The 24637-nt window shown below is 61.6% G+C and carries 25 protein-coding genes and 1 pseudogene; 14 read left to right on the forward strand and 12 right to left on the reverse strand.

Annotated features, from left to right (window positions below):
- Positions 1 to 410 precede the first annotated feature (410 nt).
- The 5 genes from rluB to BSF44_RS23160 form a co-directional block, all read right to left on the reverse strand.
- On the reverse strand, positions 411 to 1631 hold the full coding sequence (gene rluB, locus BSF44_RS23140; protein ID WP_095945473.1) for a 23S rRNA pseudouridine(2605) synthase RluB: 1221 nt from the start codon (positions 1629 to 1631) through the stop codon (positions 411 to 413).
- 292 nt (positions 1632 to 1923) lie between these two features.
- Entirely contained in the window at positions 1924 to 2913 is a 990-nt protein-coding gene (gene scpB, locus BSF44_RS23145) for an SMC-Scp complex subunit ScpB (protein WP_095945474.1), read from the reverse strand.
- 11 nt (positions 2914 to 2924) lie between these two features.
- Positions 2925 to 3683 carry a ScpA family protein gene (locus BSF44_RS23150; RefSeq protein WP_172435389.1) on the reverse strand — a complete coding sequence of 253 codons (759 nt, stop codon included), beginning with the start codon at positions 3681 to 3683 and terminating at the stop codon, positions 2925 to 2927.
- 60 nt (positions 3684 to 3743) lie between these two features.
- Positions 3744 to 4373, reverse strand: coding sequence for an L-threonylcarbamoyladenylate synthase (locus BSF44_RS23155; RefSeq protein WP_095945494.1), 630 nt, complete (start codon positions 4371 to 4373; stop codon positions 3744 to 3746).
- Between the two features lie 13 nt (positions 4374 to 4386).
- The gene (locus tag BSF44_RS23160; protein WP_095945475.1) at positions 4387 to 5250 is read right to left on the reverse strand and encodes a PHP domain-containing protein; all 864 of its coding nucleotides are present in this window, start codon (positions 5248 to 5250) and stop codon (positions 4387 to 4389) included.
- 87 nt (positions 5251 to 5337) lie between these two features.
- Here BSF44_RS23160 and BSF44_RS23165 point away from each other — a divergent pair, with 87 nt between their 5' ends.
- The 6 genes from BSF44_RS23165 (at position 5338) to BSF44_RS23190 (ending at position 9551) form a co-directional block, all read left to right on the forward strand.
- Entirely contained in the window at positions 5338 to 5934 is a 597-nt protein-coding gene (locus BSF44_RS23165) for a septation protein A (protein ID WP_095945476.1), read from the forward strand.
- Between the two features lies 1 nt (position 5935).
- Complete coding sequence (locus BSF44_RS23170; protein ID WP_095945477.1) at positions 5936 to 6235, forward strand: YciI family protein; 300 nt, start codon at positions 5936 to 5938, stop codon at positions 6233 to 6235.
- Positions 6236 to 6358: 123 nt separating this feature from the next.
- Complete coding sequence (locus BSF44_RS23175; RefSeq protein WP_095945478.1) at positions 6359 to 6772, forward strand: translation initiation factor 2; 414 nt, start codon at positions 6359 to 6361, stop codon at positions 6770 to 6772.
- Between the two features lie 7 nt (positions 6773 to 6779).
- Positions 6780 to 7457: a response regulator transcription factor gene (locus BSF44_RS23180; RefSeq protein WP_095945479.1), complete on the forward strand. Its 678-nt coding sequence runs from the start codon at positions 6780 to 6782 to the stop codon at positions 7455 to 7457.
- 125 nt (positions 7458 to 7582) lie between these two features.
- Entirely contained in the window at positions 7583 to 8032 is a 450-nt protein-coding gene (locus BSF44_RS23185) for a Spy/CpxP family protein refolding chaperone (RefSeq protein ID WP_095945480.1), read from the forward strand.
- A gap of 175 nt (positions 8033 to 8207) precedes the next feature.
- Positions 8208 to 9551 (forward strand): HAMP domain-containing sensor histidine kinase, encoded by a 1344-nt coding sequence (locus BSF44_RS23190; protein WP_095945481.1) that lies wholly within the window; start codon positions 8208 to 8210, stop codon positions 9549 to 9551.
- A 119-nt stretch (positions 9552 to 9670) separates the two neighbouring features.
- Here the strand turns inward: BSF44_RS23190 and BSF44_RS23195 are convergent, their stop codons facing one another.
- Complete coding sequence (locus BSF44_RS23195; RefSeq protein WP_095945482.1) at positions 9671 to 10237, reverse strand: NAD(P)H nitroreductase; 567 nt, start codon at positions 10235 to 10237, stop codon at positions 9671 to 9673.
- A gap of 121 nt (positions 10238 to 10358) precedes the next feature.
- On the opposite strand from BSF44_RS23195, the gene BSF44_RS23200 reads away from it, so the two are divergent.
- On the forward strand, positions 10359 to 11813 hold the full coding sequence (locus BSF44_RS23200) for a TrkH family potassium uptake protein (protein WP_095945483.1): 1455 nt from the start codon (positions 10359 to 10361) through the stop codon (positions 11811 to 11813).
- Here BSF44_RS23200 and BSF44_RS23205 read toward each other — a convergent pair.
- The gene (locus tag BSF44_RS23205) at positions 11770 to 12831 is read right to left on the reverse strand and encodes an AraC family transcriptional regulator (protein WP_095945484.1); all 1062 of its coding nucleotides are present in this window, start codon (positions 12829 to 12831) and stop codon (positions 11770 to 11772) included. The genes BSF44_RS23200 and BSF44_RS23205 overlap by 44 nt on opposite strands.
- A 159-nt stretch (positions 12832 to 12990) precedes the next feature.
- On the opposite strand from BSF44_RS23205, the gene BSF44_RS23210 reads away from it, so the two are divergent.
- Positions 12991 to 13302 carry a DUF962 domain-containing protein gene (locus BSF44_RS23210; RefSeq protein WP_095945485.1) on the forward strand — a complete coding sequence of 104 codons (312 nt, stop codon included), beginning with the start codon at positions 12991 to 12993 and terminating at the stop codon, positions 13300 to 13302.
- A 27-nt stretch (positions 13303 to 13329) separates the two neighbouring features.
- The gene (locus BSF44_RS23215) at positions 13330 to 13920 is read left to right on the forward strand and encodes an HD domain-containing protein (protein WP_095945486.1); all 591 of its coding nucleotides are present in this window, start codon (positions 13330 to 13332) and stop codon (positions 13918 to 13920) included.
- A gap of 145 nt (positions 13921 to 14065) precedes the next feature.
- Here the strand turns inward: BSF44_RS23215 and BSF44_RS23220 are convergent, their stop codons facing one another.
- On the reverse strand, positions 14066 to 14881 hold the full coding sequence (locus BSF44_RS23220; RefSeq protein WP_095945487.1) for a UDP-2,3-diacylglucosamine diphosphatase: 816 nt from the start codon (positions 14879 to 14881) through the stop codon (positions 14066 to 14068).
- A gap of 134 nt (positions 14882 to 15015) precedes the next feature.
- Between BSF44_RS23220 and BSF44_RS23225 the strand changes: the two genes are divergently transcribed.
- Positions 15016 to 15774, forward strand: coding sequence for an AraC family transcriptional regulator (locus tag BSF44_RS23225; protein ID WP_095945488.1), 759 nt, complete (start codon positions 15016 to 15018; stop codon positions 15772 to 15774).
- 77 nt (positions 15775 to 15851) lie between these two features.
- Positions 15852 to 16745, forward strand: coding sequence for a DMT family transporter (locus tag BSF44_RS23230; RefSeq protein WP_095945489.1), 894 nt, complete (start codon positions 15852 to 15854; stop codon positions 16743 to 16745).
- On the opposite strand, the gene BSF44_RS23235 is transcribed toward BSF44_RS23230, so the two are convergent.
- The 4 genes from BSF44_RS23235 to recQ form a co-directional block, all read right to left on the reverse strand.
- Positions 16739 to 17026, reverse strand: coding sequence for a SelT/SelW/SelH family protein (locus tag BSF44_RS23235; RefSeq protein ID WP_095945490.1), 288 nt, complete (start codon positions 17024 to 17026; stop codon positions 16739 to 16741). The two genes, BSF44_RS23230 and BSF44_RS23235, sit on opposite strands and share 7 nt — an antisense overlap.
- A 33-nt stretch (positions 17027 to 17059) precedes the next feature.
- Positions 17060 to 18289: a FimV family protein gene (locus tag BSF44_RS23240; protein ID WP_095945491.1), complete on the reverse strand. Its 1230-nt coding sequence runs from the start codon at positions 18287 to 18289 to the stop codon at positions 17060 to 17062.
- A gap of 127 nt (positions 18290 to 18416) precedes the next feature.
- Positions 18417 to 18851 carry a MarR family transcriptional regulator gene (locus BSF44_RS23245; RefSeq protein WP_007984163.1) on the reverse strand — a complete coding sequence of 145 codons (435 nt, stop codon included), beginning with the start codon at positions 18849 to 18851 and terminating at the stop codon, positions 18417 to 18419.
- A 119-nt stretch (positions 18852 to 18970) separates the two neighbouring features.
- Positions 18971 to 21097 (reverse strand): DNA helicase RecQ, encoded by a 2127-nt coding sequence (gene recQ, locus BSF44_RS23250; RefSeq protein ID WP_095945492.1) that lies wholly within the window; start codon positions 21095 to 21097, stop codon positions 18971 to 18973.
- Between the two features lie 400 nt (positions 21098 to 21497).
- Here recQ and BSF44_RS23255 point away from each other — a divergent pair, with 400 nt between their 5' ends.
- The 3 genes and pseudogenes from BSF44_RS23255 to BSF44_RS23265 form a co-directional block, all read left to right on the forward strand.
- Positions 21498 to 22085, forward strand: a complete 588-nt coding sequence (locus BSF44_RS23255; RefSeq protein ID WP_008051200.1) for a YecA family protein — start codon at positions 21498 to 21500, stop codon at positions 22083 to 22085.
- Positions 22086 to 22095: 10 nt separating this feature from the next.
- The gene (locus tag BSF44_RS23260) at positions 22096 to 22491 is read left to right on the forward strand and encodes a YbaN family protein (protein ID WP_095945493.1); all 396 of its coding nucleotides are present in this window, start codon (positions 22096 to 22098) and stop codon (positions 22489 to 22491) included.
- Between the two features lie 163 nt (positions 22492 to 22654).
- Positions 22655 to 24637, forward strand: a pseudogene (locus BSF44_RS23265) (hypothetical protein); the annotation flags it as partial.

A 24637-nucleotide genomic window follows, 5' to 3' on the forward strand; every position in this document is an offset into this window, starting at 1 on the left:
TCCTTTTTGTTATGCACCTGCACGACAGGCATGGCGCGCATAACACCCTGCATGGAGCAGTGAAACAAGCGGGATAGAGCGCTGGAAGGAGGAAGGAAGACGCTGATGCGTAAGCGTTTTCTTACAGTATTCGGGGAATGGCGATTTCACGGGGTTAACCTGCTGATTTCGTCATGAATTCTTTACAGTGCGTAATTTTGGCTTTCCACTTCGGGCATCCCGGTGCGGCAACTGGCGCTATCGCGAGCAGGCTCGCTCCCACAGGAGAGCGGCTTGTTTTGCAGAAATGCGATCCCTTGTGGGAGCGAGCCTGCTCGCGAAGGCGGCCTCAAAAACAACACAGACATAAAGCCAGGCCCAAAAAAAACGCCAACCCGAAGGTTGGCGTTTTTCATGAAGCGCTCAGCCGATTATTCCGGCTTGCGACGACCAAAGCCCGGACGCTGGCCGGAACCGGCCGGTGCGCCACGGCGCTTGCCCGATGGCGTGTCGCCGTCGACCAGTTTGATCCCCGGACGCTTCGGCGCAGGCTTGGCCGGACGCTTGGTGTCGGCCGGGCGATCGGCTACCGGCGTACCACGACCTTCGCCACGCTCGGTACGGCCATTGGCCGGACGTGGCGTGCGCGGACCGCGCTCGCCGTCCTGACGGGCAGCTGGCTTGCGCCCTGGACGCTCGCCTTCGATCTGTGGCTCGCGGTTGGCACGCGGCGCGGCAGGTGCCGAAGCTGCACCAGTGGCTGGACGCAGGGTACGCACACGCTCGGTCTTGGCCATCGGACGCGACGACTTGCGCTGCATCCGGTCAAGCTTGTCCTTGCTCTTGGCGTTCATCTGCGGCATCGCGACCGGCGTCAAACCGACCTCGGCACTCAGGATGTCGACTTCGTACTGGCTCATTTCGCGCCAGCGGCCCATCGGCAGGTCGGAGTTGAGGAACACCGGGCCGAAACGCACGCGCTTCAGACGGCTGACCACCAGGCCCTGGGATTCCCACAAGCGACGAACTTCGCGGTTACGGCCTTCCATCACCACGCAGTGGTACCAGTGGTTGAAACCTTCACCGCCTGGCGCCTGCTTGATGTCGGTGAACTTCGCCGGGCCATCTTCAAGGACCACGCCAGCCTTCAGACGCTCGATCATCTCGTCATCGACTTCGCCACGCACACGCACCGCGTATTCACGGTCCATTTCGTAAGAAGGGTGCATCAGGCGGTTGGCCAGCTCACCGTCGGTGGTGAACATCAGCAGACCGGTGGTGTTGATGTCCAGGCGACCGATGTTGATCCAGCGACCCTCTTTAGGGCGCGGCATCTTGTCGAACACCGTTGGGCGACCTTCAGGGTCGACACGGGTGCAGATCTCACCGTCCGGCTTGTTGTACATGATCACGCGGCGCACCGACTCGGCGGCCTCTTCGCGCTTGATCACCTTGCCATCGATGGTGATGGCGTCGTGCATGTCGACGCGCTGACCAAGGGTGGCGTCTTTGCCGTTGACCTTGATGCGGCCGTGGCTGATCCAGGCTTCCACGTCACGGCGCGAGCCGACGCCGATTCGGGCGAGGACTTTCTGCAGTTTTTCGCCTGCTGGGCCGATTGGCTGGTCGTCTTGCTGGTCTTTGATACTCATCTGGGCACCTCCCGGTGTGGTCTGAAAACTGGGTACTTGGGCGAAGGGATCGCCGAAGGGTCGCGAATCATACGCGCATGAGGGCGTTTGCGCATCAGAGACTAGCTGATCAAGGCAAGGTTATTTGTTTTTCCGCTGGCCGGTGACACACAGCTTGCTTATGGACACAAACCTTGTGGGAGCGAGCCTGCTCGCGATGACGGTGGCACATCCAACATCGAAGTGACTGACCTGCCGCCATCGCGAGCAGGCTCGCTCCCACAGTGAATCTCCATTGTTCATGAGAATCGTATCAGTCTTCGAATTGGCGGCGTTCTGCTTCGATGGCTTCGGCAAGGGCCCGAGCTTCGGCCTCTTCGTCCGACAGTTCCGGCTCGGGTTTCGGCTGTTCGAGGGCCGCAACGGCGGCCAGGAGTTTTTCCCGGGCTTCGGCAACGCCGAGGATGTCGTCGTCCTGCTCCGGCTCGATTTCGGGTTCTGGCTCGCCGTCCGGCTCAGGCTCGGGCTGTGCCGCTTCGATTTCTGGTTCGATAACCGACTGTTCCGGATCGAACTCAGGTGCCGCACCATCACGCAGCAAATCGTCGAAATCGGTCTTGATCCCCTCTTCCATGCTGTCCAGTTCCAGCAACAGCGTGTGGAAACTGGTCTCTTCTTTCGGCTCTTCCGGCTCGGCGCTGGCGTCGGCCAGCTCTTGCAGCCCGGCGGGTACGGGGGCGTCGTCGAAATCGAGCACCGGATCCGGTTCCAGCTCACGCAGTTCCGCCAGCGGCGGCAGGTCATCGAGGTTCTTCAGGTTGAAGTGATCGAGGAACGCCTTGGTGGTGGCGAACATCGCCGGTTTGCCGGGCACGTCGCGGTAGCCGACGATGCGGATCCACTCGCGCTCCATCAAGGTCTTGACGATGTTGCTGTTGACCGCCACGCCCCGTACGTCTTCGATTTCGCCACGGGTGATCGGCTGGCGATAGGCGATCAGGGCCATGGTTTCCAGCATGGCCCGGGAGTAACGCTGCGGGCGCTCTTCCCACAGACGTCCGACCCACGGCGCAAACTTCTCGCGAATCTGCAGGCGATACCCCGAGGCCACTTCCTTGAGTTCAAACGCGCGGCCATCGCACGACTTGGCGAGAATCGTCAGGGCCTTCTTGAAGACCTGCGGTTCCGGCCGCTCGCCTTCCTCGAAGAGTTCAAACAGGCTTTCCAAAGATTGCGGCTTTCCCGAGGCCAACAGAAAGGCTTCAAGCAGGGGTGCCAGATCGCGGGGTTCAGTCAGGTTCATGTTTCGACTCGTTATTCGGCTCGGGCTCGCACGTGGATCGCGGCAAATGGCTCATTCTGCACCAGCTCGACCAGCGACTCCTTGACCAATTCAAGGATCGCCATGAAGGTCACCACCACCCCAAGGCGCCCTTCTTCAGCGGTGAACAGCTCGACAAACGGCACGAAACCGCCGCCTTTGAGGCGTTCCAGCACATCGCTCATGCGCTCGCGGGTCGACAGTGCCTCGCGGCTGACCTGATGGCTTTCGAACATGTCGCCACGGCGCAAGACCTCGGCCATGGACAACAGCAGCTCTGACAAGCGCACGTCTGGCAGCAGCTTGCGCGCCCGGGCTTCCGGAGCGTCAAGCTTGGGCACCACCACATCACGGCCAACGCGACTCAGGCCGTCGATGCCTTCGGCGGCAGCCTTGAAGCGCTCGTATTCCTGCAAGCGGCGGATCAGTTCGGCGCGCGGGTCTTCCTCTTCGTCTTCGACGGTTTCGGCCCGTGGCAGCAGCATCCGCGACTTGATCTCGGCCAGCATCGCGGCCATTACCAGGTACTCGGCGGCCAGCTCCAGGCGTACCGACTGCATCAACTCGACGTAGCCCATGTACTGGCGAGTGATTTCCGCCACCGGGATGTCGAGGATGTTGATGTTCTGTTTGCGGATCAGGTACAGCAGCAGGTCGAGCGGGCCTTCGAACGCCTCGAGAAAGACCTCGAGGGCATCCGGCGGGATGTACAGGTCCAGGGGCATTTCCATGACCGCCTGGCCATAGACCATGGCGAAGGGCAGTTCCTGCTGGGCTCCGGCCTGACTGTCGACGGGTTCTACTGCGGACATCTAGGCCTCGACCATGAACGGCGCAGGGTCGCCGCAACCGACGCGAATGACTTCCGGCTCGCCGTCGGCGAGGCTGATCACGGTGGACGCCTTGATCCCGCCGAAACCGCCGTCGATGATCAGATCGACCTGGTGTTCGAGCAACTGGCGCATTTCGTACGGGTCGCTCAACGGATCTTCATCGCCTGGCATGATCAGGGTCACGCTCATCAAAGGCTCCCCCAGTTCAGCCAGCAACGCCAGGGCAATGGGGTGGCTCGGCACGCGCAGGCCGATGGTGCGTTTCTTCGGGTGCAACAACAGCCGCGGCACTTCGCGGGTGGCGTTGAGGATGAAGGTATACGGCCCCGGCAGATGAGCCTTGAGAATGCGGAACGTGCCGGTGTCGATCTTGGCGAACAGGCCCAGTTGCGACAGGTCGCTGCAGATCAGCGCGAAATTGTGCTTTTCATCGAGCTGTCGCAGGCGCCGAACGCGTTCCACGGCCACCTTGTCGCCGATCTGGCAACCTATGGCGTAGGAAGAGTCCGTGGGATAAATCACCACCCCGCCCTTGCGGATGATTTCGACTGCCTGTTTGATCAGGCGCGCTTGCGGGTTTTCCGGATGAATCTGGAAAAATTGACTCACATTCTCTACCTGTTCAGACGGCGGCAATAACTGGGTCATGTTTGAATCGACACCATAGCGGTGGCAGATCCTCCGGGAGTGGCCGGTATTCACCGATTTCCGACCAGCCTCCTGGGCCATGAAAATCACTGCCGGCACTGACCAGCAGACCAAACTCACGGGCCAGAATGGCCAGGCTGCCCACTTGCTCGGCAGGCTGGTAACCATTGACCACTTCGATGGCGTGGCCCCCTGCTTGAATATAGTCGGCAATCAGACGACGACGCTTGCTGCGGGTGAATTCATAGTGCCATGGGTGTGCCAGGCTGACCCAGGCCTTGGCCGCGCGCAGGGTTTCGACGGTTTCCTCCAGGGTTGGCCAGTGTTGCTTGACGTCGCCCAGCTTGCCGGCGCCCAGCCATTTGCGGAACGCCTCGGCGCGGTCCTTGACGAAACCTTCTCGCACCATCCAGTCGGCGAAATGCGGGCGGGCCGGTGCGTTTGCGCTGTCGCCCAGTTCCTGCTGGATCTCCCGGGCGCCCTCCAGCGCCCCCGGCATGCCTTTGAGCGCCAGTTTGCGGCTGATTTCCTCGGAGCGTAGCCAGCGGCCATCATGCAATCTGGCGATGGCCTCGACCAACGGCGCGGCGTTCACGTCAAAACCGTAGCCCAGGACATGAATGGTTGCGCCGCCCCAGGTGCAGGACAATTCGACGCCGTTGACCAGTTGCATCCCCAGCGCGGTAGCCGCGTGCCGGGCCTCGTCGAGGCCTTCGAGGGTGTCGTGATCGGTCAAGGCCAGGACTCGCACGCCTTTCTCGAACGCCCGCGCCACCAGAACCGCAGGCGCCAGGGCGCCATCGGAGGCCGTGCTATGGCAGTGCAAATCAACATTCACAGGGCTTTGTAACCTCAAATCAGCTGGCGCTATCGCGCGCCCATATGTTTGTTATTATGCCGCCACATCCTGCTTCTGGCTGCCACTGTGAAACAATTCATCGATTTCATCCCGCTCCTGCTGTTTTTCATCGTCTTCAAAATCGACCCACGGGTCGTCGACATCGCCGGTCATCAGATCACTGTAGGCGGTATTTACAGCGCCACCGCGATGCTGATCGTCAGCTCCCTGGTGGTCTACGGCACACTGTTCGTCAAGCAGCGCAAGCTGGAGAAGAGCCAGTGGCTGACCCTGATCGCCTGCCTGGTGTTCGGCAGCCTGACGCTGGCGTTCCACAGCGAAACGTTCCTGAAATGGAAAGCCCCGGTGGTCAACTGGCTGTTCGCCCTGGCGTTCATCGGCAGCCACTTCGTCGGTGACAGCCTGCTGATCAAACGCATCATGGGCCACGCGCTGACCCTGCCGGAGCCGGTCTGGACACGCCTGAACATCGCCTGGATCGCCTTCTTCCTGTTTTGCGGTGCCGCCAACCTGTTTGTCGCGTTCACCTTCCAGAGCTACTGGGTCGACTTCAAGGTCTTCGGCAGCCTGGGCATGACTTTGCTGTTCCTGGTCGGCCAGGGCATCTACCTGTCCCGCCATCTGCACGATGCCGACACCACAACGCCAAAAACCGAGGACTGACATGCTTTACGCAATCATTGCCACAGACGTCGCCAACTCCCTGGAAGCCCGCCTGGCCGCCCGGCCTGCACACCTGGAGCGCCTGCAAGTGCTCAAGGGCGAAGGTCGCATCGTATTGGCCGGCCCGCACCCGGCAATCGACAGCAATGATCCGGGCGCGGCGGGTTTCACCGGCAGTCTGATCGTCGCCGATTTCGACTCCCTGAGCGCCGCCCAGGCCTGGGCCGACGCCGATCCGTACATCGCCGCGGGCGTCTACGCCAACGTTCTGGTCAAGCCGTTCAAGCAAGTCCTGCCGTAACTTTCTACTCGCATTTGCCCCCACGCGGTGAACCATATCGGTTCATCGCGCTCTCAATCGCTCATTATTCTCGTTTGCCAGCCGACAACTTCACCAATACTCGTATTGGAACCAGGAGTCGCCATGCGCAAGGGTCCGTTGTGCCTGATGTTGGTCACGTTGTCGATCGGGGCGCCCGCCCACGGTGAAGAATCCGCCGAGGGTGGCAACTCGACGCCGCTCTCCTTGAGCGCCGGCGGCCAGATCACCGAGCTGCAGCAACGCTTGAAAGAAAGCGAACGGCAACGGGAAGAACTGAACAAGCAATTGCAAACGGCCGATGGCGAACGCGAAAGCCCGCTACTGGCCCGGTTGCGCCAGGAGAACCAGCGATTGAAGCTGCAACTCAAGGAAGCCCAGGCCAGCAGTCCCCTGCCGCGCCTGCTGACCGACCAGCAACAATGGTTCGTCATTGGCGCCGGGGTAGCGCTATTGGCTCTGCTCTGCGGTATCTTCGCCAGTGGAGCAAGTCGAAAACGTCGACAATGGCTAAATTGAGTGAGTCATGAGCGAGCTGTTACTTATTGATGATGACCAGGAGCTGTGTGAGCTCCTGAGCAGTTGGCTGAGCCAGGAAGGGTTTCAGGTACGTGCCTGTCACGACGGCCAGAGCGCACGCCGCGCGCTGGCCGAAACCGCCCCGGCGGCCGTGGTGCTGGATGTGATGTTGCCCGACGGCAGCGGCCTGGAACTGCTCAAGCAATTGCGCAGTGACCACCCGGATTTGCCGGTGCTGATGCTCTCGGCCCGGGGCGAACCCCTCGACCGCATCCTCGGCCTGGAACTCGGCGCCGACGATTACCTGGCCAAACCCTGCGACCCACGGGAACTGACAGCCCGCCTGCGCGCAGTCCTGCGTCGCAGCCACCCGGCGGCGGTGTCCAGCCAGATCGAACTGGGCGACCTGTGTTTCAGCCCGGTGCGCGGCGTGGTCAGCATCGATGAACAGGAATTCACCCTCACCGTCTCCGAAAGCCGCCTGCTCGAAGCCTTGCTCAAGCAACCCGGCCAGCCCCTGGACAAACAGGAGCTGGCGCAGATCGCCCTCGGCCGCAAGCTGACCCTGTACGACCGCAGCCTGGACATGCACGTCAGCAACCTGCGCAAGAAGATCGGCCCACACCCCGATGGCCGACCGCGCATCGTTGCCCTGCGCAGCCGCGGCTACTACTACAGCCTGTAGGTTTTGTCAGGTCAGCCGAAAATCATGTTTACCAAAGCTTTACCCTCCGCTGACCGCCGCTGACCTTGATCTGCGTAATCTTCACTCATCCGGAACGTACCGGGAACGAGACAAGGAGATACACCATGCGCAAGACTCTTATCGCTCTGATGTTCGCTGCCGCCCTGCCGACCGTTGCCATGGCCATGCCTGAAGGCGCGGGCCCCATGGATGGGTCGATGGACGGTTCGCGCCACGGCGGTCAGATGCACGGCATGCACGGCAAAGGCCCGTACAGTGAACTGGACCTGAGTCGCGAACAGCGCGAGCAGATCCGCAAGATCATGGGCGAGCAGATGCACGAGCGTAAGCAACTGGTCGACAAGTACCTGGAGAAGCTCTCGCCAGCCGACCAGAAAGCCATGAAAGACGAGATGGCGGCCAACCACAAGAAAGCCGAAGCTGACGTGCGCGCAGTGCTGAAACCGGATCAACAGAAGAAATTCGACGAGATCCAGAAAAAACAGGCTGAACGTCGCGCCGAGTGGGCGGAGTTCAAGGCCTGGAAAGCGCAACAACCGCAAAAGGCGCAATAATGCGCTGACCCCGGACCCAACGGTTTTTCACCGCTGGGTCTGGCACCACACTACTCACTGTGGGAGCGAGCCTGCTCGCGATGGCGTTCTGTCAGTCACATCGATGTTGAATGTGCCGACGCTATCGCGAGCAGGCTCGCTCCCACATGGATTTGTGATCGTTTGAGGATTTTCCGTGCGTTCATTGTTCTGGCGTATCCTGGCCAGCTTCTGGCTGGCCATCGCTCTGGTTGCAGGGCTTTCCATCCTGCTCGGGCACATGCTCAACCAGGACGCCTGGATTCTCAGCCGCCACCCGGGCCTCAACACACTGGCCGAAGAGTGGACGCAAACCTACGAAAGCCAGGGCGAAGACGCCGCCCAGGACATTCTCCAGCAACGCAAACGCCAGTATCACATCGACGTTCAGGTGCTTAACGAAAGCGGCGATCCGGTGGTGCGCGGCACCTTCCCCAAACGTGCGGCGGCCTTTGAGGCGCGCCAGAACAAGGATGACCGGCGCCTGCCATGGCGGCGTCTGACCGATGAGTTCACCAGCGAAAAAACCGGTGACACCTACCTGTTCATCTACCGCATCCCGCATCCGGAACTGAACGCCTGGCACCGCGAGAGCCTGCTTTGGCCGCTCAGTGCCCTGGGAATCGCCCTGGTGGTGCTGACACTGTTCAGCCTGCTGGTGACCTATTCCATCACTCGCCCGCTCAGCCGTCTGCGCGGAGCGGTGCATGACCTTGGACAAACCACCTATCAACAGAACAGCCTGGTCAAACTGGCCAACCGTCGCGATGAGTTCGGCGTCCTGGCCAACGACTTCAACCGCATGGGCGCGCGCCTGCAAAGCCTGATTGGCAGTCAGCGACAACTGCTGCGGGATGTGTCCCACGAACTGCGTTCGCCCCTCGCCCGCCTGCGTATCGCGCTGGCACTGGCCGAACGGGCCACCCCGCCGGAACGGGAACAGCTGTGGCCGCGCCTGACCCGCGAGTGCGACCGACTGGAAGCACTGATCAGCGAAATCCTGGTATTGGCGCGGGTCGACTCCGATAACGCCAGTGCCGAAGAGGTGGACCTGAACGCCTTGCTCAATAGCCTGCAAAAGGATGCGCAACTCGGTTCACCCGAGCAACTGGTCCACCTCGAAGCCGAGTCGCAGCTGAATCTGAAGGGCTGGCCGACCATGATTGAACGGGCCGTGGACAATTTGCTGCGCAACGCCCAGCGTTTCAATCCGGTGGGTGGCCTGCCGATCGAAATGCAGGCGCTGCGTCAGGGTGAGCGGATCGTCGTGACCGTGCGCGATCACGGGCCGGGGGTCAGTGCCGAATATTTGAACCAGCTCGGTGAGCCGTTCTATCGGGCACCGGGGCAGACAGCAGCCGGACACGGCCTGGGCCTGGCCATCGCCCGCCGCGCGGCGGAGCGACATGGCGGCAGCCTGGTGCTGGCCAATCACCCGGAAGGCGGGTTCATTGCCAGCCTGGAGTTGCCGTTGGTGCCGGGGGCTGTCGTACAGCCCTGAGCCGGCTCAGAACCACCCGGATCTACTGTAGGAGCGAGCCTGCTCGCGAAAGCGGTGTGCCAGCCAACTCAATACTGGATGGACCGACGCCTTCGCGAGCAAGCTCGCTCCTACAGGGTTTACGGTCTACCCGGCCAGGCGCTGACGAATTCTGCGAGATCGACTTTCTCGGCCACTCGCGGCTCTTTCTGCGGCGTGCCCAGATACAGGAAGGCAATCACCTCTTCCCCCTCAGCCAAACCCAAGCCCTTGGCCACATGGGCCGAGTAAGCCAGGTCACCGGTACGCCACACCGCACCAATGCCCTGGGCATAGGCCGCGAGCAATATCCCGTGTGCCGCACAACCCGCCGCCAGCAACTGCTCGGACTTCGGATATTTGGCGTGATCCTGCACGCGAGCAATCACGACCACCACCAAGGGGGCCCGCAACGGACCATTGCGCGCCTTGTCGAGGGCCGCTTCGCCGACTTCGCTGTCTTGCAACTTCGCCGCTTCGGCCAGCAATTCGCCCATCTGCTCACGCGCCGCGCCTTCCACCGTCAGGAAACGCCAAGGCTGCAAGTGACCGTGATCCGGAGCGCGCATGGCAGCGCCAAACAGCACCTCGCGCTGCTCGGCAGTGGGTGCAGGGTCAATCAGTCGTGGAACGGAAACACGGTTGAGCAAAGCGTCGAGAGCCTGCATCGGCCACCTCCTGAAAAATTTGTGCGGCTATTCTAGCGGTAACTGCCGCGACAGTGCCGGTTTACATGCCCTGCCCCGCAGGTAGAATGGCGCCCTTTCCACTATCAGCCGAGCGGACCTCATGGCGTTGCCGACCTTACGGATCATTGGTTTCATCATCGGCATCTTCCTGATCACGCTGGCGATCTCCATGGTCGTGCCCATGGCCACGCTGGTCATTTTCGAGCGCACCAGCGATCTGCCGTCGTTCCTCTGGGCGAGTATGATCACCTTTGTCGCCGGTCTGGCGCTGGTGATTCCGGGGCGCCCCGAACACATTCACCTGCGCCCCCGGGACATGTACCTGCTGACCGTCAGCAGTTGGCTGGTGGTGTGCATCTTCGCCGCGCTACCGTTCCTGCTGACCCAGCACATCAGCTACACCGATTCATTTTTCGAAAGCATGTCCGGCATCACCGCCACTGGCGCAACCGTACTCAATGGCCTGGACACCATGTCCCCCGGCATCCTGATGTGGCGCTCGTTGCTGCACTGGATCGGCGGCATCGGTTTTATCGGTATGGCGGTGGCGATCCTGCCGCTGTTGCGCATCGGTGGCATGCGGCTGTTCCAGACCGAATCGTCGGACCGCTCGGAAAAGGTCATGCCCCGCTCGCACATGGTGGCGCGTTTGATTGTGGCGGCCTACGTCGGCATTACCATTGTCGGCAGCCTGGCGTTCTGGTGGGCCGGGATGAGCCTGTTCGACGCCATCAACCATGCGATGTCGGCGATTTCCACCGGCGGTTTCTCCACCTCCGACCAGTCTTTGGCCAAGTGGCCGCAACCGGCGGTGCACTGGGTCGCGATCGTCATCATGATTCTCGGTGCCCTGCCGTTCACCCTGTATGTCGCCATGTTGCGTGGTAACCGTCGGGCGCTGATCAAGGACGAACAGGTTCAAGGCCTGCTCGGCATGCTGCTGGTGACCTGGCTGGTGCTCGGCACCTGGTATTGGTGGACGACCCAGCTGCATTGGCTGGAGGCGTTGCGGCATGTGGCGCTGAACGTGACGTCGGTAGTGACCACCACCGGTTTTGCACTGGGGGACTACAGCCTGTGGGGCAATTTCTCGCTGATGCTATTCTTCTACCTGGGGTTTGTCGGCGGTTGCTCCGGCTCGACCGCGGGCGGTATCAAGATTTTCCGCTTCCAGGTGGCCTATATCCTGCTCAAGGCCAACCTTAACCAGCTGATTCACCCGCGGGCGGTGATCAAGCAGAAGTACAACGGTCACCGCCTCGACGAAGAAATCGTGCGGTCGATCCTGACCTTTTCATTTTTCTTCGCAATCACCATCTGCGTGATTGCACTGCTGCTGTCGCTGCTCGGCGTGGACTGGATGACCGCCCTCACCGGCGCGGCCAGTACCGTGTCCGGTGTAGGCCCGGGGCTCGGCGAAACCATCGGCCCGGCGGGCAACTTCGCCACCCTGCCGGATGCCGCCAAGTGGATTCTCTCGTTCGGCATGCTGCTGGGCCGACTGGAGATCATTACGGTGTTTGTGCTTTGTATTCCGGCATTTTGGCGTCATTGATCGCTTCAGCTGATTGCATCAGCCGCATCCGGTACTCGCCGGGTGTGGCATCGAACCAGCGGCGGAAAGCACGGAAGAAGTTGCTCGGATCGGCAAACCCCAGCAAGTAGGCAATTTCCAGCAAGGTCATGGTCGGTTGCGCCAAATACTGCTCGGCCAGTTCGCGCCGGGTATCGTCCAGCAGTGCCTGAAAACTCGTGCCTTCTTCCTGCAAACGCCGTTGCAAGGTGCGCTGGGACAGATGCAGCGTCTGCGCCACGGTGTCGCGCTTGGGTTCGCCTTGGGGTAGCAGGCGACACAACACCTGCCGCGCCTTGTGGGTCACGCGGCTTTCGGAAAAACGCGCCAGGTACTCGCCGGCAAAGCGGTCATGCAGCAACGCCATGGCTTCGTTGGCCGTCGGCAGCGGCGCTTCCATATCGGCGCGTTCGAAAATCAGCGCATCGAAAGGCGCGTTGAACACCAGCGGTGCATGGAAGGCTTGTTTATAGGGTTCCAGGTTGGCCGGCTCGGCGCCTTGCAACAACACTTTGCGTGGTTGCAACGTACGCCCGGTCAACCAGCCGCACAGCCCCAGGGCACAGGCCAGCGAAGCTTCGGCGCTTTGCCGGGTCGGCGGCAGATGATCGCCATGGACCGTCAGAATCAGCGCGTAACCTTCTTCCAGTAGTTGGAAGCTCAGGTCGGCACTTTCGGCGATGATCCGCTGATAACGCACCAGACGCTGAAATCCTTCGGCCAGGGTCCGGCTGGACATCAAGGCGTAACCGGCCACATGAAACTGCGCCGGTCGCACCACCTTGCCCATGTTCAGGCCGATGGCCGGATTGCCGGACAGCTCGACCGCGCGCTGCCACAGCCGTGTCATGGAGTCTTGCGTGAAGCGTGCGTCGAGATCATCCAGTGCCGCGTAGTCGAGTCCCAGCTGCTTGAACAGAACCCGGCAATCCAGGCCGTCCATCTCCAGCGCTTTGACAATCCCCATCGCCCAGCTTGCAGAAGTCGTTCGTTCGCTCATGGCGTTTTCTTACATGGTGGCCGAATGCTACGGCTATTGACCGAAGGATACTAAAGTGGCGCCTATTGTCACTGGCTGATGCCTTTGATCACTCTAGACTCAAATAGGCTAGCCGCAGAACAACTTGCAGCAAGAACAATAACCACAGAGATCGCTGTCGTGGAAAACGTCAAACGATTCAACAGCTTCGCTGAGTTCTATCCTTACTACCTCAGTGAGCACAGCAACAGTACCTGTCGCCGTTTACACTTTATCGGCACCACCCTGGTTATCTTGATTCTGACGCTGACCATTGGTCGCGGAGCCTGGATGCTGTTGTGGACCCTGCCGCTGGCAGGCTACAGCTTTGCCTGGGTCGGACATTTTTTCTTCGAAAAGAACCGCCCGGCAACGTTCCAACATCCCATCTATAGCCTGCTCGGCGATTTCGTCATGTACCGGGACATGATCCTGGGGCGCGTACCGTTCTAGCTGACACCCGTCACAAGAGAGTTGCCCATGAATGCCAATGCCCGCTTCACCCACATGAAGGACGGCACACAGGAAGACTGGGCGATCATCGCCGCGGACTTCAGCGCGTACGCCCGACAATTGCCGACAAGGATCGTGGCGCACCTGAAACTGCTGGAGGGTGATTTTGGCGGCTTCCCGGTGGATCGCCTGACCCACTCCCTGCAAACCGCCACCCGCGCCTGGCGCGATGGCCGCGATGAAGAGTACGTGGTCTGCGCCCTGCTCCATGATATCGGCGACACCCTGGGCTCCTACAATCACCCGGACATCGCGGCGGCGATCCTCAAGCCGTTCGTCAGCACCGAGAACTTGTGGATGGTGGAAAAGCACGGGATTTTCCAGGGCTACTACTTCTTCCATCACCTGGGCATGGACCGGCATCTGCGCGAGCAATTCCAGGACCATCCGCAGTACCAGGCGACCGTCGAGTTCTGCGCCAGGTACGATGCGGCGGCGTTTGACCCGGCGTACGACACGCTGCCATTGAGCTTTTTCGAACCGATGATGGAGCGCCTGTTTGCGCACCCCAGAAATTCGATCTACAAGGCGGCGATGCAGGAGCATTCGCCAGCCTGACAGATCCAGCGGGACCGCTTCGCGGTCCATCGCGAGCAAGCTCGCTCCTACAGGGTTTTGCGGCGCGAGCAGATTCTGTATTCAGCAAAAATCAACTGTAGGAGCGAGCCTGCTCGCGATGAGGCCCGCACAGGCACATTGATCATCAGGCCAACTCTGCAACCCCGGCCGCCTTCAACTGCGCCTCGCGCGCCTGGGCATCCGCCAACCGGTACAGCTCGATCGAACCATCCCAGTGCTCGATCAGCGCGGTGCACGATTCCACCCAGTCGCCGCAATTGAGGTAGTCCACCTCGCCGACCTTGCGAATCTCGGCATGGTGAATGTGCCCGCACACCACCCCGTGCAGTTCGCGCTTGACGCATTCATGGGCGATGGCTTCTTCGAAGTCGCTGATGAAGCTGACCGCGGTTTTCACCTTGTGCTTGAGGTAGGCCGACAGCGACCAGTAGCCGTAGCCATATCGCGCGCGCCAATGATTGAGCCAGCGGTTGAGGGTCAGGGTGAATTCGTAGGCCGAGTCACCGAGAAACGCCAGCCAGCGGTGGTAACGGGTGATCACATCGAACTGGTCGCCATGGATCACCAGCAGATGCCGGCCGTCGGCGGTGACGTGCACGGCTTCGTCGACCAACTGGATGTTTCCCAGGATCAGTTTCGAATAGCGGCGCAGGAATTCGTCGTGGTTGCCGGTGACATAGATCACCTCGGTGCCACGCTTGCTCATGGTCAGCAGGCGGCGGATGACGTTGGTGTGCGCTTGCGGCCAGTACATGCCGCCGCGCAGTTTCCAGCCGTCGATGATGTCGCCCACCAGGTAGATCTTGTCTGCGTGGTAGCCCTTGAGAAACTGCGACAGGTGTTCAGCCTGGCAATCCCGGGTGCCCAAATGCACATCGGAAATCCATAAAGTCCGTACGCGTTGCTTACGGGTGGGTTTGGCGAGCTCGGCGCTGGTCATGGGCAACCCTCTGGCAAGTTTTGCCAAGTCTGCCTCGAGCCGGTTAATGGTCCATGACAGCACCAAGTCAGTCCTGTGACAGCGCTTGTTGGCCCGCTCGGTGTAGACTGATGCCCTGAACCGGGAGACCCGCGATGAGACCGATCCTCACGCTTCGCCAATACAGCCATGACCTGATCGTCCATAGCCACGAACACGCGCAACTGGTGTTCGGGCTTTCGGGCGCGCTGGATTTCGAGGTCGACGGCCGTGGCAGCCAGGTGGTCCAGCAGAGCTTCGTGGTGGTGCCCTCCGGAGCGCATCACGCCTGTGGCAGCGCCAATGGCAGCCGCTGCCTGGTGCTGGATGTCCCCGGCGAACAATGGGTCGCCCAGTCGTTGGGCGATCACGCCGAGCCCAGCCGACGCCTGCTCGACAACGCCGGGCGCCTGCCCCTGGACGCCGGGCAAAGCCAATTGGTCAGTTGGCTGGCGAACAGTCCGGTGGATGATCCGCTGATCGCTCAACAAGGCGCGGTGCTGTTGCTGGCCAGTCTCAACAATACCAGGCCAGAGGCCGTCGGCGGTCGGCGCCTGCCCTATGCGGCGCTGAATGCACACATCGATCAGTACGCGGCGTACCCGTTGCAAGTGGCCGACCTGGCCCGGGTCGCGGGCCTCTCCAGTGCCCGTTTGCATGCACGGTTCATGGCCGAATGCGGGCAGACGCCGATGGATTACATCCGCAGCCGACGCCTGCACATCGCGGCGGGCTTGCTGCGTAGCTCGGCGCTGCCCATCGGCGAGGTTGCCAGCCGCGTCGGCTACAGCTCCCAGAGTGCCTTCGCGGCGGCGGTGCTGCGCGAGTTCGGGGCATCACCCGGAAAACTGCGGCGCGAGGCTGGCGACAAATAACGCGAGTTTGCCGACAGACTTGATGAGCCAATACGCGCTTCAATGAGGCCTCTGTTCGTTTGTCGTTAAGGATTGCAATGACTCCCCGTACCGCCCTTGGCGCCTTGCATATCGGCGCATTGATGTTCGGCCTGACCGGCGTATTCGGCAAACTGGCTGCCGCGTCCCCGGCGATTATCGTATTCGGCCGTGCCGCGTTTGCCGTGCTCGCACTGGCGTTCTTTGCACGGTTCGCCAGCCAGACACGCTGGCAGAAACTCGAAGCGGTGGACTGGCGTCGGCTGCTGCTCAGCGGCTTGTTGCTGGCCGGGCACTGGGTGAGCTTCTTCATTGCGGTGAAAGTCGCAGGCGTGGCGATTGCGACGCTCGGCTTCGCCAGTTTCCCGGCCTTTACCGTGATCCTCGAAGGGCTGATCTTCCGCGAGCGCATTCGCGCCAATGAAATTGTGCTGGTGCTGCTGGTGAGTGTCGGCCTGGTGTTGGTCACACCCGATTTTGACCTGGCCAGTGGCGCCACCACCGGCCTGCTGTGGGCCGTGGGTTCCGGGTTGTTGTTCGCCTTGCTGTCACTGACCAACCGTGCCAGTTCCGGGCGAGTCCCGCCGGTACAGGCGGCGCTGTGCCAGAACGTGGTGGTTGCCCTGTGCCTGCTGCCGGTGGCGGCGCCTCAATTGAGCGAAGTGCGTGCCATCGACTGGCTGTGGATCGGCCTGCTTGGTGTGTTCTGCACCGGTGTCGCCCACAGCCTGTTCGTCGCCAGCCTCGCGGTGATCAAGGCACGCACCGCCGCCGTGGTGTTTGCCCTGGAGCCGGTCTACGGCATCACCGTCGCGTGGCTGCTGTTCAACGAAAACCCGACCCTGCGCATGTTGCTGGGGGGCGTGCTGATCATTGTGGCAATTGTGGTGTCCAGCCGGTTCGCGAGCGGTTCAAGCAAGACAGCCATTGCAGCCGAGGCCGCGTCTCACTGAGTGCGGTCGTTGTGCCCCAGGTCGCGGTCCGGGTCGATCTGGTCGCGGACCCGCTGCTTGAGCACTTTGGCCTCGGGGAAGCCACCGTCGGCCTTGCGCTCCCAGATCTGTACGGCGTCACAGTAGATATGAAAGACCCCGCCGGTGCCCGGCACCAGGGAGACTTTGCCCAAATCATCACCAAAGGTGCTGAGCAGTTCCTGGGCCAGCCAGGCCGCACGCAACAGCCACTGGCATTGCGTGCAATAAGTGATGACGATTTCCGGTTTGCTGACGGCCATGATGGAACGTGACTCCAGAGTTTGACGACACCGCTATGATAGCCCGACCGGAGGCTGTCGAGACGGCGGAGCGAATTGCGCTTCCAACTCGAACCCAGGCTCGATCACGGCCAGAGCAGCCGGCTGCGGGTTCCCGCCTGGGCTGATCACGTCCCAATTCGACGCCATGGATAGCTCATCCAGGTTGAGCCGGTACTCATCGTCAGTGGTGGATTCCCCGGTTATCGCCAGACCCGGAACCACCGCCACGGCAGCAGCGACCGAGGTGGAACGACTGCTGTCGGCCCACTCCAGCTCATCGTTGGCCGGCACCACGACTGGTTGCCTGACGGTGGGCCACGTCACAGGCTCGGTAAAAAGCTCCGCCAACGGTTCAGGCTGCGACGGCAGCGCCTCTGAAGCTGCGGCCTGATACTGCTGGTGTCGACGGCGAACAAACCAGCCCAGCGCCAGCAACGCCATCACGCCGGCAATCGGCAACCAGCCAATCCCGGGGTTTTCAGCAATGGCGGGGGCTGGCGCCGCCACGTCGGATGCAATGGGTTGCGCCTTTACCCTTTTGAGTTCCGCCAGTTGTGTTTGCAGTTCAGCCAACTGTTTTTTCTGGTCGGCGATCAGCTCATCCTGGCCTTGTAGCTTCGCGCTGAGCTCATCGACCGTGGTTTGCAACTGATGGTTTTGCAGGGTGCTGGCGGCCAGTTGCTCGACCGCGGGATCAACCACGGCGACGTCCGTTTCGGGCAGCGTCTTGGCCACGGGTGACGGTGCCACGACCGGTTGAACACGGGGGAATGCTGACGTAGAGGAACTCGAAACCGGTTCATCGGCGGCCGGAACAACACTTGGGGAACCCGGCGGATCGATGAGTACCGTGTACTCACGCAGCAATCGCCCATTAGGCTGATTGAGTTGCACGAGGAAATTCAGGAAGGGTTCACTGACCGGCTTGCCGGAGGTCACCTGGATCACGCTGCGATTACCACGCAGCACCGGGGTGAACGTCAGGTTGTTGAGGAAAAATGCCCGGTCGACCCCGGCACGGCTGAACTCGTCCGCCGTTGCCAGGCTCACCGACAGCTGGTTTTCCTCCACGCCAGCGGCATCCACCAGTGCGATGTCGGCACGCAGCGGTTGATTCAGCGCCGAATGCAGGGTGATTTCACCCAGGCCCAGCGCAGGCGCCCATGCCGAGTAAGTGACAGCGGCCCCAGCCAGCAACCACTGAGAACCACCGCGTAAAACCAATCGCCAACACTTGAGCATGAGCATCCTTGAGATCTACAGAAACTACACGTACGCGTTCGTACATCCGTTACGAACACGATATGGCCGAGTAGTTCTTATAGTTTGCCCAATGCGCTATCTCAAAAACCTGGCGTTCGGTTATGCCTCAAGACTTTTCAAGATTGCCCAGGATGTGCCCGTGAACCCGCATGCACACCTTCAAATCCGCCTCATCGACGCCTTCGAACAGTTCGTGACGCAGTTGCGTGGCAATGGTTTCAATTTGTTCGATCAGGGGACGCGCCGGGGCGCAGAGCACGATTTTCTTCGCCCGACGGTCTTCCAGCACTGCCTGGCGTTGCACCAGGCCCTGGCTTTCCAGACTGTCGAGCAAACGGGCCAGGGTCGGGCCTTCAACGCCAACGCTTTGTGCCAGCTCACGCTGGGTCGGTGCTTCTTCGAAACGGGCCAGGTGCAGCAGCACCAGCCAGCGCGCCTGGGACAAGCCCATGCCCGCCAGTCGGCGGTCCAGTTCGGCACGCCAGCCACGGGACATCTGGGCCAATTGCATGCCAAAGCGGTGTTGATCGGTTAACGGCATAAAACACTCATGATCAGACTGAAATAAATAAAAGCTAATTATTAGTCAGCTAAGCATGAGCCTCGACTTGAGGCAAGGCTTGATCTGTAGTGAATCGTTACATCAGCACTACGGATGTCTCAAATCTCGAACTCCGACTGCAACGCCGCCCGAACGCAGTACAACACCCCTTCCGGCACCCGGCCCGCAAACAGCGCGGCGATCTCGGAAACCGGCGGCAACTCACCTTCGCCGTCGAGGAAGGCGTCCTGCACTTCACCCATCAGATCTTCAGGCAGATCCAGCGCCTGTTCCAACGACAACTGCTGCTTGCCGATCGCTTCGGCCAGCATGGTGTAGACGTTCTTTTCCGAGCACTGCAACTGACCGGCGATCTGCACCGGCGTCATCCCGGCCCGCGCCAATGTGATCAGTTCGTGACGCACGTCGGCCACCGGTTTCGGCGCCTCGACCTGGCCGCCGAGCACTTCGAGGAAGGCCTCGCCGTAGCGCTCCAGCTTGCGCGCGCCGACACCGCTGACCCTGGCCATTTCCGCCAGCGAGGTCGGCTGGCTGCGCAGCATTTCCAGCAAGGTCGAGTCGGGGAAGATGACGTACGGCGGCACGCCATGTTCTTCGGCGAGTTTGCGACGCAGGGCGCGCAAGGCTTCCCATTGTTCGCGCTCCTCGCCACGGACCAGTTGGCTCGCCTGGCTCTTGCTGCTTTTCGCCACGGTTTGCGCCTTGAGATCGCGGCGCAACTCCAGGGTCACTTCACCCTTGAGCAGCGGCCGGCAACTGTCGCTCAGGCGCAGGCCGCCGTAGCCTTCAAGGTCGATGTCCGCCAGGCCACGGGCCACCAGCTGGCGGAACAACGAACGCCATTCGCCCTCCGCCATCGTCTTGCCAACACCATACACCGACAGGTGCTGATGGCCGAAGCTGCGGACTTTTTCGTTGTCCTTGCCCAGCAACACATCCACCAGGTGCCCGACGCCATAGCGTTGACCGGTGCGATAGATCGCCGACAGCGCCTGACGCGCAGGCTCGGTGGCATCCCAGGTCTGCACGCCGTCGACGCAGTTGTCGCAGTGGCCGCAGGGCTCGGGCATGTCTTCGTCGAAGTAGGCCAGCAGCGTTTGCCGACGGCAGCGGGTTTCTTCACAGAGCGAGAGCATGGCGTCGAGCTTGTGTTGCTCCAGGCGCTTGTGACGCTCGTCGCCTTCGGAGTTCTGCAGCATCTGCTTGAGCATCACCACGTCTTGCAGGCCGTAGGCCATCCAGGCATCCGCCGGCAGGCCGTCACGGCCGCCGCGACCGGTTTCCTGGTAATAGGCCTCAAGGGATTTCGGCAAATCGAGGTGCGCGACAAACCGCACGTTGGGCTTGTCGATGCCCATGCCAAACGCCACGGTGGCGACCATGATCAGGCCTTCCTCATTGAGGAAGCGTTTCTGATGGTAGGCCCGCAAATCGTTGGGCAGCCCGGCGTGGTAAGGCAACGCCGGGAAGCCTTGCTCACTGAGGAACGCGGCGACTTCCTCGACTTTCTTGCGCGACAGGCAATACACGATGCCCGCATCGCTACGGCGCTCGGCGAGGAACGCCAGCAACTGCTTGCGCGGTTGTTCCTTGGGCACGATGCGATAAAAGATGTTCGGCCGGTCGAAGCTCGACAGGAAGCGCTCGGCGTCTTGCAGGTGCAGTCGGGTGACGATTTCTTCCCGGGTGCGCTTGTCGGCCGTGGCGGTCAGGGCGATGCGCGGCACGTCGGGGAACATTTCCGCCAACTGCCCCAGCTGCAGGTATTCCGGACGGAAATCGTGGCCCCATTGCGACACGCAGTGGGCTTCGTCGATGGCGAACAGGGCGATGTCCAGCCCCTGCAGGAAGGACAGCATGCGCGGCTGGACCAGACGTTCCGGCGCCAGGTAGAGCATCTTCACTTCACCGCGGCGGATGCGCGCGGCGAGGTCGCGCTGCTGCTCGGCACTGAGGGTGGAGTTCAATGCCGCCGCCGCCACGCCCAGCTCTTCGAGGGTGGCGACCTGATCATCCATCAGTGCGATCAGCGGCGAGACCACCACGGCCAGGCCTTCGCGCAACAGCGCCGGCACCTGGAAGCACAGGGACTTGCCGCCGCCGGTAGGCATCAGGACCAGGGCATCGCCGCCGCTGGCCACGCGCTCAATGATTGCACCCTGGCGGCCACGGAAACTGTCGTAGCCGAAGATGTCCTTGAGGACGCGTTGAGCCTGTTCGAGCATAGAAACTCCAAAAATCACCGAAACATCCCTGCAAGGCTGGCTCAGAACCCGCAACGCCGCACCGACAAATCGTAAGTGCGCATTGCATGACGCTTTACATTTCAGCCGTGACGCCAGCAGGGCATCACAAAACGCGCGAGTATACCCGAGCCCCGTCCGGCAAAGGGCACCGCTGATAAGACACCGGCAAACCTGATGTGCAAAAAAACTGTGGGAACACTGTGTGCGAGCCTGCTCGCGATGAGGCCATCACAGTCAACATTGACTTCGCCTGAACCACCGCTATCGCGAGCAGGCTCGCTCCTACAGGGAATACGGTGCAAATATGCCGTGCGGCTGGCCCAAGCGCTCAAGAAGGCCTAGAATTCCCGCATCGAACATTCCCCAAGGTAGCCCTTTAATGTCCTTCGCTGAGCAACTAACCCGCCTGCAAGTCTTCCTCGACGCCGATGAACTGCATGACGAGGCGCTGGACTACGTGGCCGCCCACGGCTACCTCACCGCGCTGTCGATCTGTTCCGAAGTCGTTCCTGATCGTGAGTGGATCGACGCCCTCTTCGCCGAAGAGCCGCATTACAGCGGCGAAGCCCAGCGCGAAGAGATCGAAGCCACGCTGATCGGCCTCAAGGCCCACATCGCCCGCCAACTGGCCTCCGACGAAGAGTTCGAGCTGCCGTGCGACCTCGACCTGGGCGACGACCCGGACGACTCCGAACTGCGCGGCTGGTGCATCGGTTTCATGGAAGGCGTATTCCTGCGCGAAGCGGCCTGGTTCGAAAGCGCCGAAGAAGAAGTCAGCGAAATGCTGCTGCCGATCATGGTCGGCTCGGGCCTGTTCGACGAGCAGCCGGAGTTCGAAGACATCGCCAAAGATGCCAACCTGATGGACGACATGATCGTGCAGATCCCGGAAGCCCTGACCGCGCTGTACCTGCTGTGCAACGCACCAGACGAAAAACCGGCGATCCTCAAGCCCCGTCACCACTAAGATCCGGCCTATGGACAACCCCATAGGCAACCGCCCTCTGATGTTGCGCTACGGGCTGCTGGCCATCGGCTGGCTGAGCGTGGCGCTGGGGGTGATCGGGATTTTCCTGCCGGTATTGCCCACCACCCCTTTCCTGCTACTGGCGGCCGCCTGCTTCGCCCGCAGTTCGCCGCGCTTTTATCAATGGCTGGTCGAGCATCCACGGCTTGGCCCCTGGATTCGCGATTACCTCGACGGTAACGGCATCCCGCTCAAGAGCAAGGTCTACGCCATCGGCCTGATGTGGGCGAGCATCCTGCTCTCCTGCTACCTGGTAGCGCAGCCCTGGGCAAGGGGTTTCATGCTGACCAGTGCGGTGCTGGTGACGGTTTACATACTGCGGCAGAAGACCCTGCAAAGACCGTGAAATACCCCCTTCGCGCCCTGTCTGTATCACCCTCCCCCCTGGCTGCAGATCTCGCTACCACTCATCGGAAACCCCTCCAAACCTGTCAGATCTGACAGTAGGCAGCCCCACCCCTTCAGGCTTTAAATCACTCCGTCCCCTTCCCTCGACCGGAGTCCCGCCCATGGCCTCGTCCCGTTCCCCCGACAACCACATCAACCTCCTGCGCGAGCTGGACATTCCCGGACGCACCAGGGAGCCGATCTCCAGCAACCCCGATGTCTGGGGCCTGAACATCGCGGCGGTGCTGGACAACTTCCCGCGCCATGGCCTGCAATGTCTGGCCGGCCCGTGGGGGGTCATGGGCCAAGGCGACCGCCTGGCAATTTTCTGGGGCCTGGGCAATCAGGTGCTGCAAAAGACCGTGGACGTTTCAGAGGTCAACACGGAACTGCGGATGTTCGTGGAGGCACGGCACATCCTTGCCGGCAACGTCGATGTCTCCTACGCCGTGACCCGTCTGGGCCAGACGGCCGAGCCCTCCGAAGTGATGAAGGTGTTGGTCAAACTCACCCGCCCCGGCGGCAAGGATGACAACGACACGCCGGGCCACTCCAAGCTGATCATGCACATTCCCCGCGAGATTCTCGAGGGTGGCATCGATCAGGACAACGTGGCCGATGGCGTCGACATCGGGATTGACCTCTACCCGGACATTAGCCCCGGCGATGTGATCCGCCTGAGCTGGGGCGGCGTTTTCGTGCTCAACCCGCCCCTGACCCAGGATCAGGCCGACGGCAAAACGCCTATCGTCATTCATGTCGACGAGGCCACGATCCGTGACGCGGGGGACTCTGACAGCACCGGGCTGGCGGTGGTGTTCGAACTCTACGACAAGGTCGACAACCGCTCCGAAGACTGGAGTGCCGCCCAACGGGTGGTGGTCAGCATCGACGCGGCGCGCCCGGAGGCGCCACTGCTCGAGGAAACGCTGAACAATGTGCTGGATCTCGACAAGCTGGGCGATGCCGAGGGCACGGGGCAAGTCATTGCCATGGACAAAAAGTTTTTCGCGGTGGGCGACACCATCTTCCTCAAGCTCAAAGGCACGCCGGTGGAAGGGACACCGATCGACCAGGAACTGCCGGGCAAGGTCCTGGAGAGCGTTCCTACCATCCTTGAAATATCGATCGACAATGCGCTGCTGCGACGCCTGGCCAAGACCCAGATGGTGCTGTCGTACCGCCTCCAGAAAGCCGATGGCTCGGCCGAATTTCATTCCAAAGGGCAGTTCATCAGCGTCATCGGCGAACTCCAGCGCCTCAAGGCGCCAATCGCCAAAGACGCCTCGCAAGGGGCACTCGATCCGGACCTGCCACACACGCGCATCGAAATCCCGTTCGATGCCTCGTTCGAGGCCGGTCAGGCGATCAAACTGTTCTGGCTCGGCACCCTGCCGGATCTCACCCCGTACCTGCCCGACCTGCCATTGCGCCCCATCACCCATGGCGATATCAGCGCCGGAGAGTCGCTGTACATCACCGTTGACGGCGTCCACATCAAGCCCCTGGAAGGCGGGACGCTGGAGCTCTATTACCAATTGCTGAGCGACGACAGTGTGCTGGCCAAGCTGGATCACTACAGTGCGCTCAATGCGGTCCGCGAGTCCGAACATGCCGCACTGCTCAATGTTGGCGAGCCGCGCCTGGAACTGCCGCCGCCGACGGTAGCCGGTGTGGTCGACAACGTTCTCGACCCGGACCGCAACGGCACCACGCTGACCGCCACCTGGCTCAATACCCTGGCCAACGACACGGTGACACGCGAGTGGGTGGGGTCGAAAACCGGCCTGTCCAGCGACTTCGTCACCCTGAGCTCGATCACCGCCGGTAAACCGGTGCCGTTCACCATCAACGCCGATTTGATCAAGGGCAACGAGGGCGGCACCGTACGGGCGAGGTACTTCGTCGAGCGGGCGGGGGAACGCACCCGGCATTCACAGCCACTGGACTTCAGTGTGGGCGCGGCACTGGCGCTCGACCCGCCGAAAATCCGCCAGGCCGAACCGGACGGCAAAACCTTGCTCCCGATGAACGCCGTGGAAGCGCTGACGGCCGAGGTGCCGCCGGAAGGGTTGCTGCTGACCGACCTGCTGAGCGTGACCTGG

The organism is Pseudomonas sp. ACN8, from assembly GCF_002303925.1.
Taxonomy (GTDB): Bacteria; Pseudomonadota; Gammaproteobacteria; order Pseudomonadales; family Pseudomonadaceae; genus Aquipseudomonas.

Bases quoted from the DNA above. Each gene is read 5' to 3' on its own strand.
- scpB (WP_095945474.1), bottom strand. From the start codon at position 2,913: ATGAACCTGACTGAACCCCGCGATCTGGCACCCCTGCTTGAAGCCTTT.
- BSF44_RS23185 (WP_095945480.1), top strand. From the start codon at position 7,583: ATGCGCAAGACTCTTATCGCTCTGATGTTCGCTGCCGCCCTGCCGACC.
- BSF44_RS23225 (WP_095945488.1), top strand. From the start codon at position 15,016: ATGAGACCGATCCTCACGCTTCGCCAATACAGCCATGACCTGATCGTC.
- BSF44_RS23180 (WP_095945479.1), top strand. From the start codon at position 6,780: ATGAGCGAGCTGTTACTTATTGATGATGACCAGGAGCTGTGTGAGCTC.
- BSF44_RS23205 (WP_095945484.1), bottom strand. From the start codon at position 12,831: ATGAGCGAACGAACGACTTCTGCAAGCTGGGCGATGGGGATTGTCAAA.
- BSF44_RS23150 (WP_172435389.1), bottom strand. From the start codon at position 3,683: ATGGTCTATGGCCAGGCGGTCATGGAAATGCCCCTGGACCTGTACATC.
- BSF44_RS23245 (WP_007984163.1), bottom strand. From the start codon at position 18,851: ATGCCGTTAACCGATCAACACCGCTTTGGCATGCAATTGGCCCAGATG.
- BSF44_RS23220 (WP_095945487.1), bottom strand. From the start codon at position 14,881: ATGACCAGCGCCGAGCTCGCCAAACCCACCCGTAAGCAACGCGTACGG.
- recQ (WP_095945492.1), bottom strand. From the start codon at position 21,097: ATGCTCGAACAGGCTCAACGCGTCCTCAAGGACATCTTCGGCTACGAC.
- rluB (WP_095945473.1), bottom strand. From the start codon at position 1,631: ATGAGTATCAAAGACCAGCAAGACGACCAGCCAATCGGCCCAGCAGGC.
- BSF44_RS23240 (WP_095945491.1), bottom strand. From the start codon at position 18,289: ATGCTCAAGTGTTGGCGATTGGTTTTACGCGGTGGTTCTCAGTGGTTG.
- BSF44_RS23215 (WP_095945486.1), top strand. From the start codon at position 13,330: ATGAATGCCAATGCCCGCTTCACCCACATGAAGGACGGCACACAGGAA.
- BSF44_RS23170 (WP_095945477.1), top strand. From the start codon at position 5,936: ATGCTTTACGCAATCATTGCCACAGACGTCGCCAACTCCCTGGAAGCC.
- BSF44_RS23200 (WP_095945483.1), top strand. From the start codon at position 10,359: ATGGCGTTGCCGACCTTACGGATCATTGGTTTCATCATCGGCATCTTC.
- BSF44_RS23195 (WP_095945482.1), bottom strand. From the start codon at position 10,237: ATGCAGGCTCTCGACGCTTTGCTCAACCGTGTTTCCGTTCCACGACTG.
- BSF44_RS23260 (WP_095945493.1), top strand. From the start codon at position 22,096: ATGGACAACCCCATAGGCAACCGCCCTCTGATGTTGCGCTACGGGCTG.
- BSF44_RS23255 (WP_008051200.1), top strand. From the start codon at position 21,498: ATGTCCTTCGCTGAGCAACTAACCCGCCTGCAAGTCTTCCTCGACGCC.
- BSF44_RS23175 (WP_095945478.1), top strand. From the start codon at position 6,359: ATGCGCAAGGGTCCGTTGTGCCTGATGTTGGTCACGTTGTCGATCGGG.
- BSF44_RS23235 (WP_095945490.1), bottom strand. From the start codon at position 17,026: ATGGCCGTCAGCAAACCGGAAATCGTCATCACTTATTGCACGCAATGC.
- BSF44_RS23230 (WP_095945489.1), top strand. From the start codon at position 15,852: ATGACTCCCCGTACCGCCCTTGGCGCCTTGCATATCGGCGCATTGATG.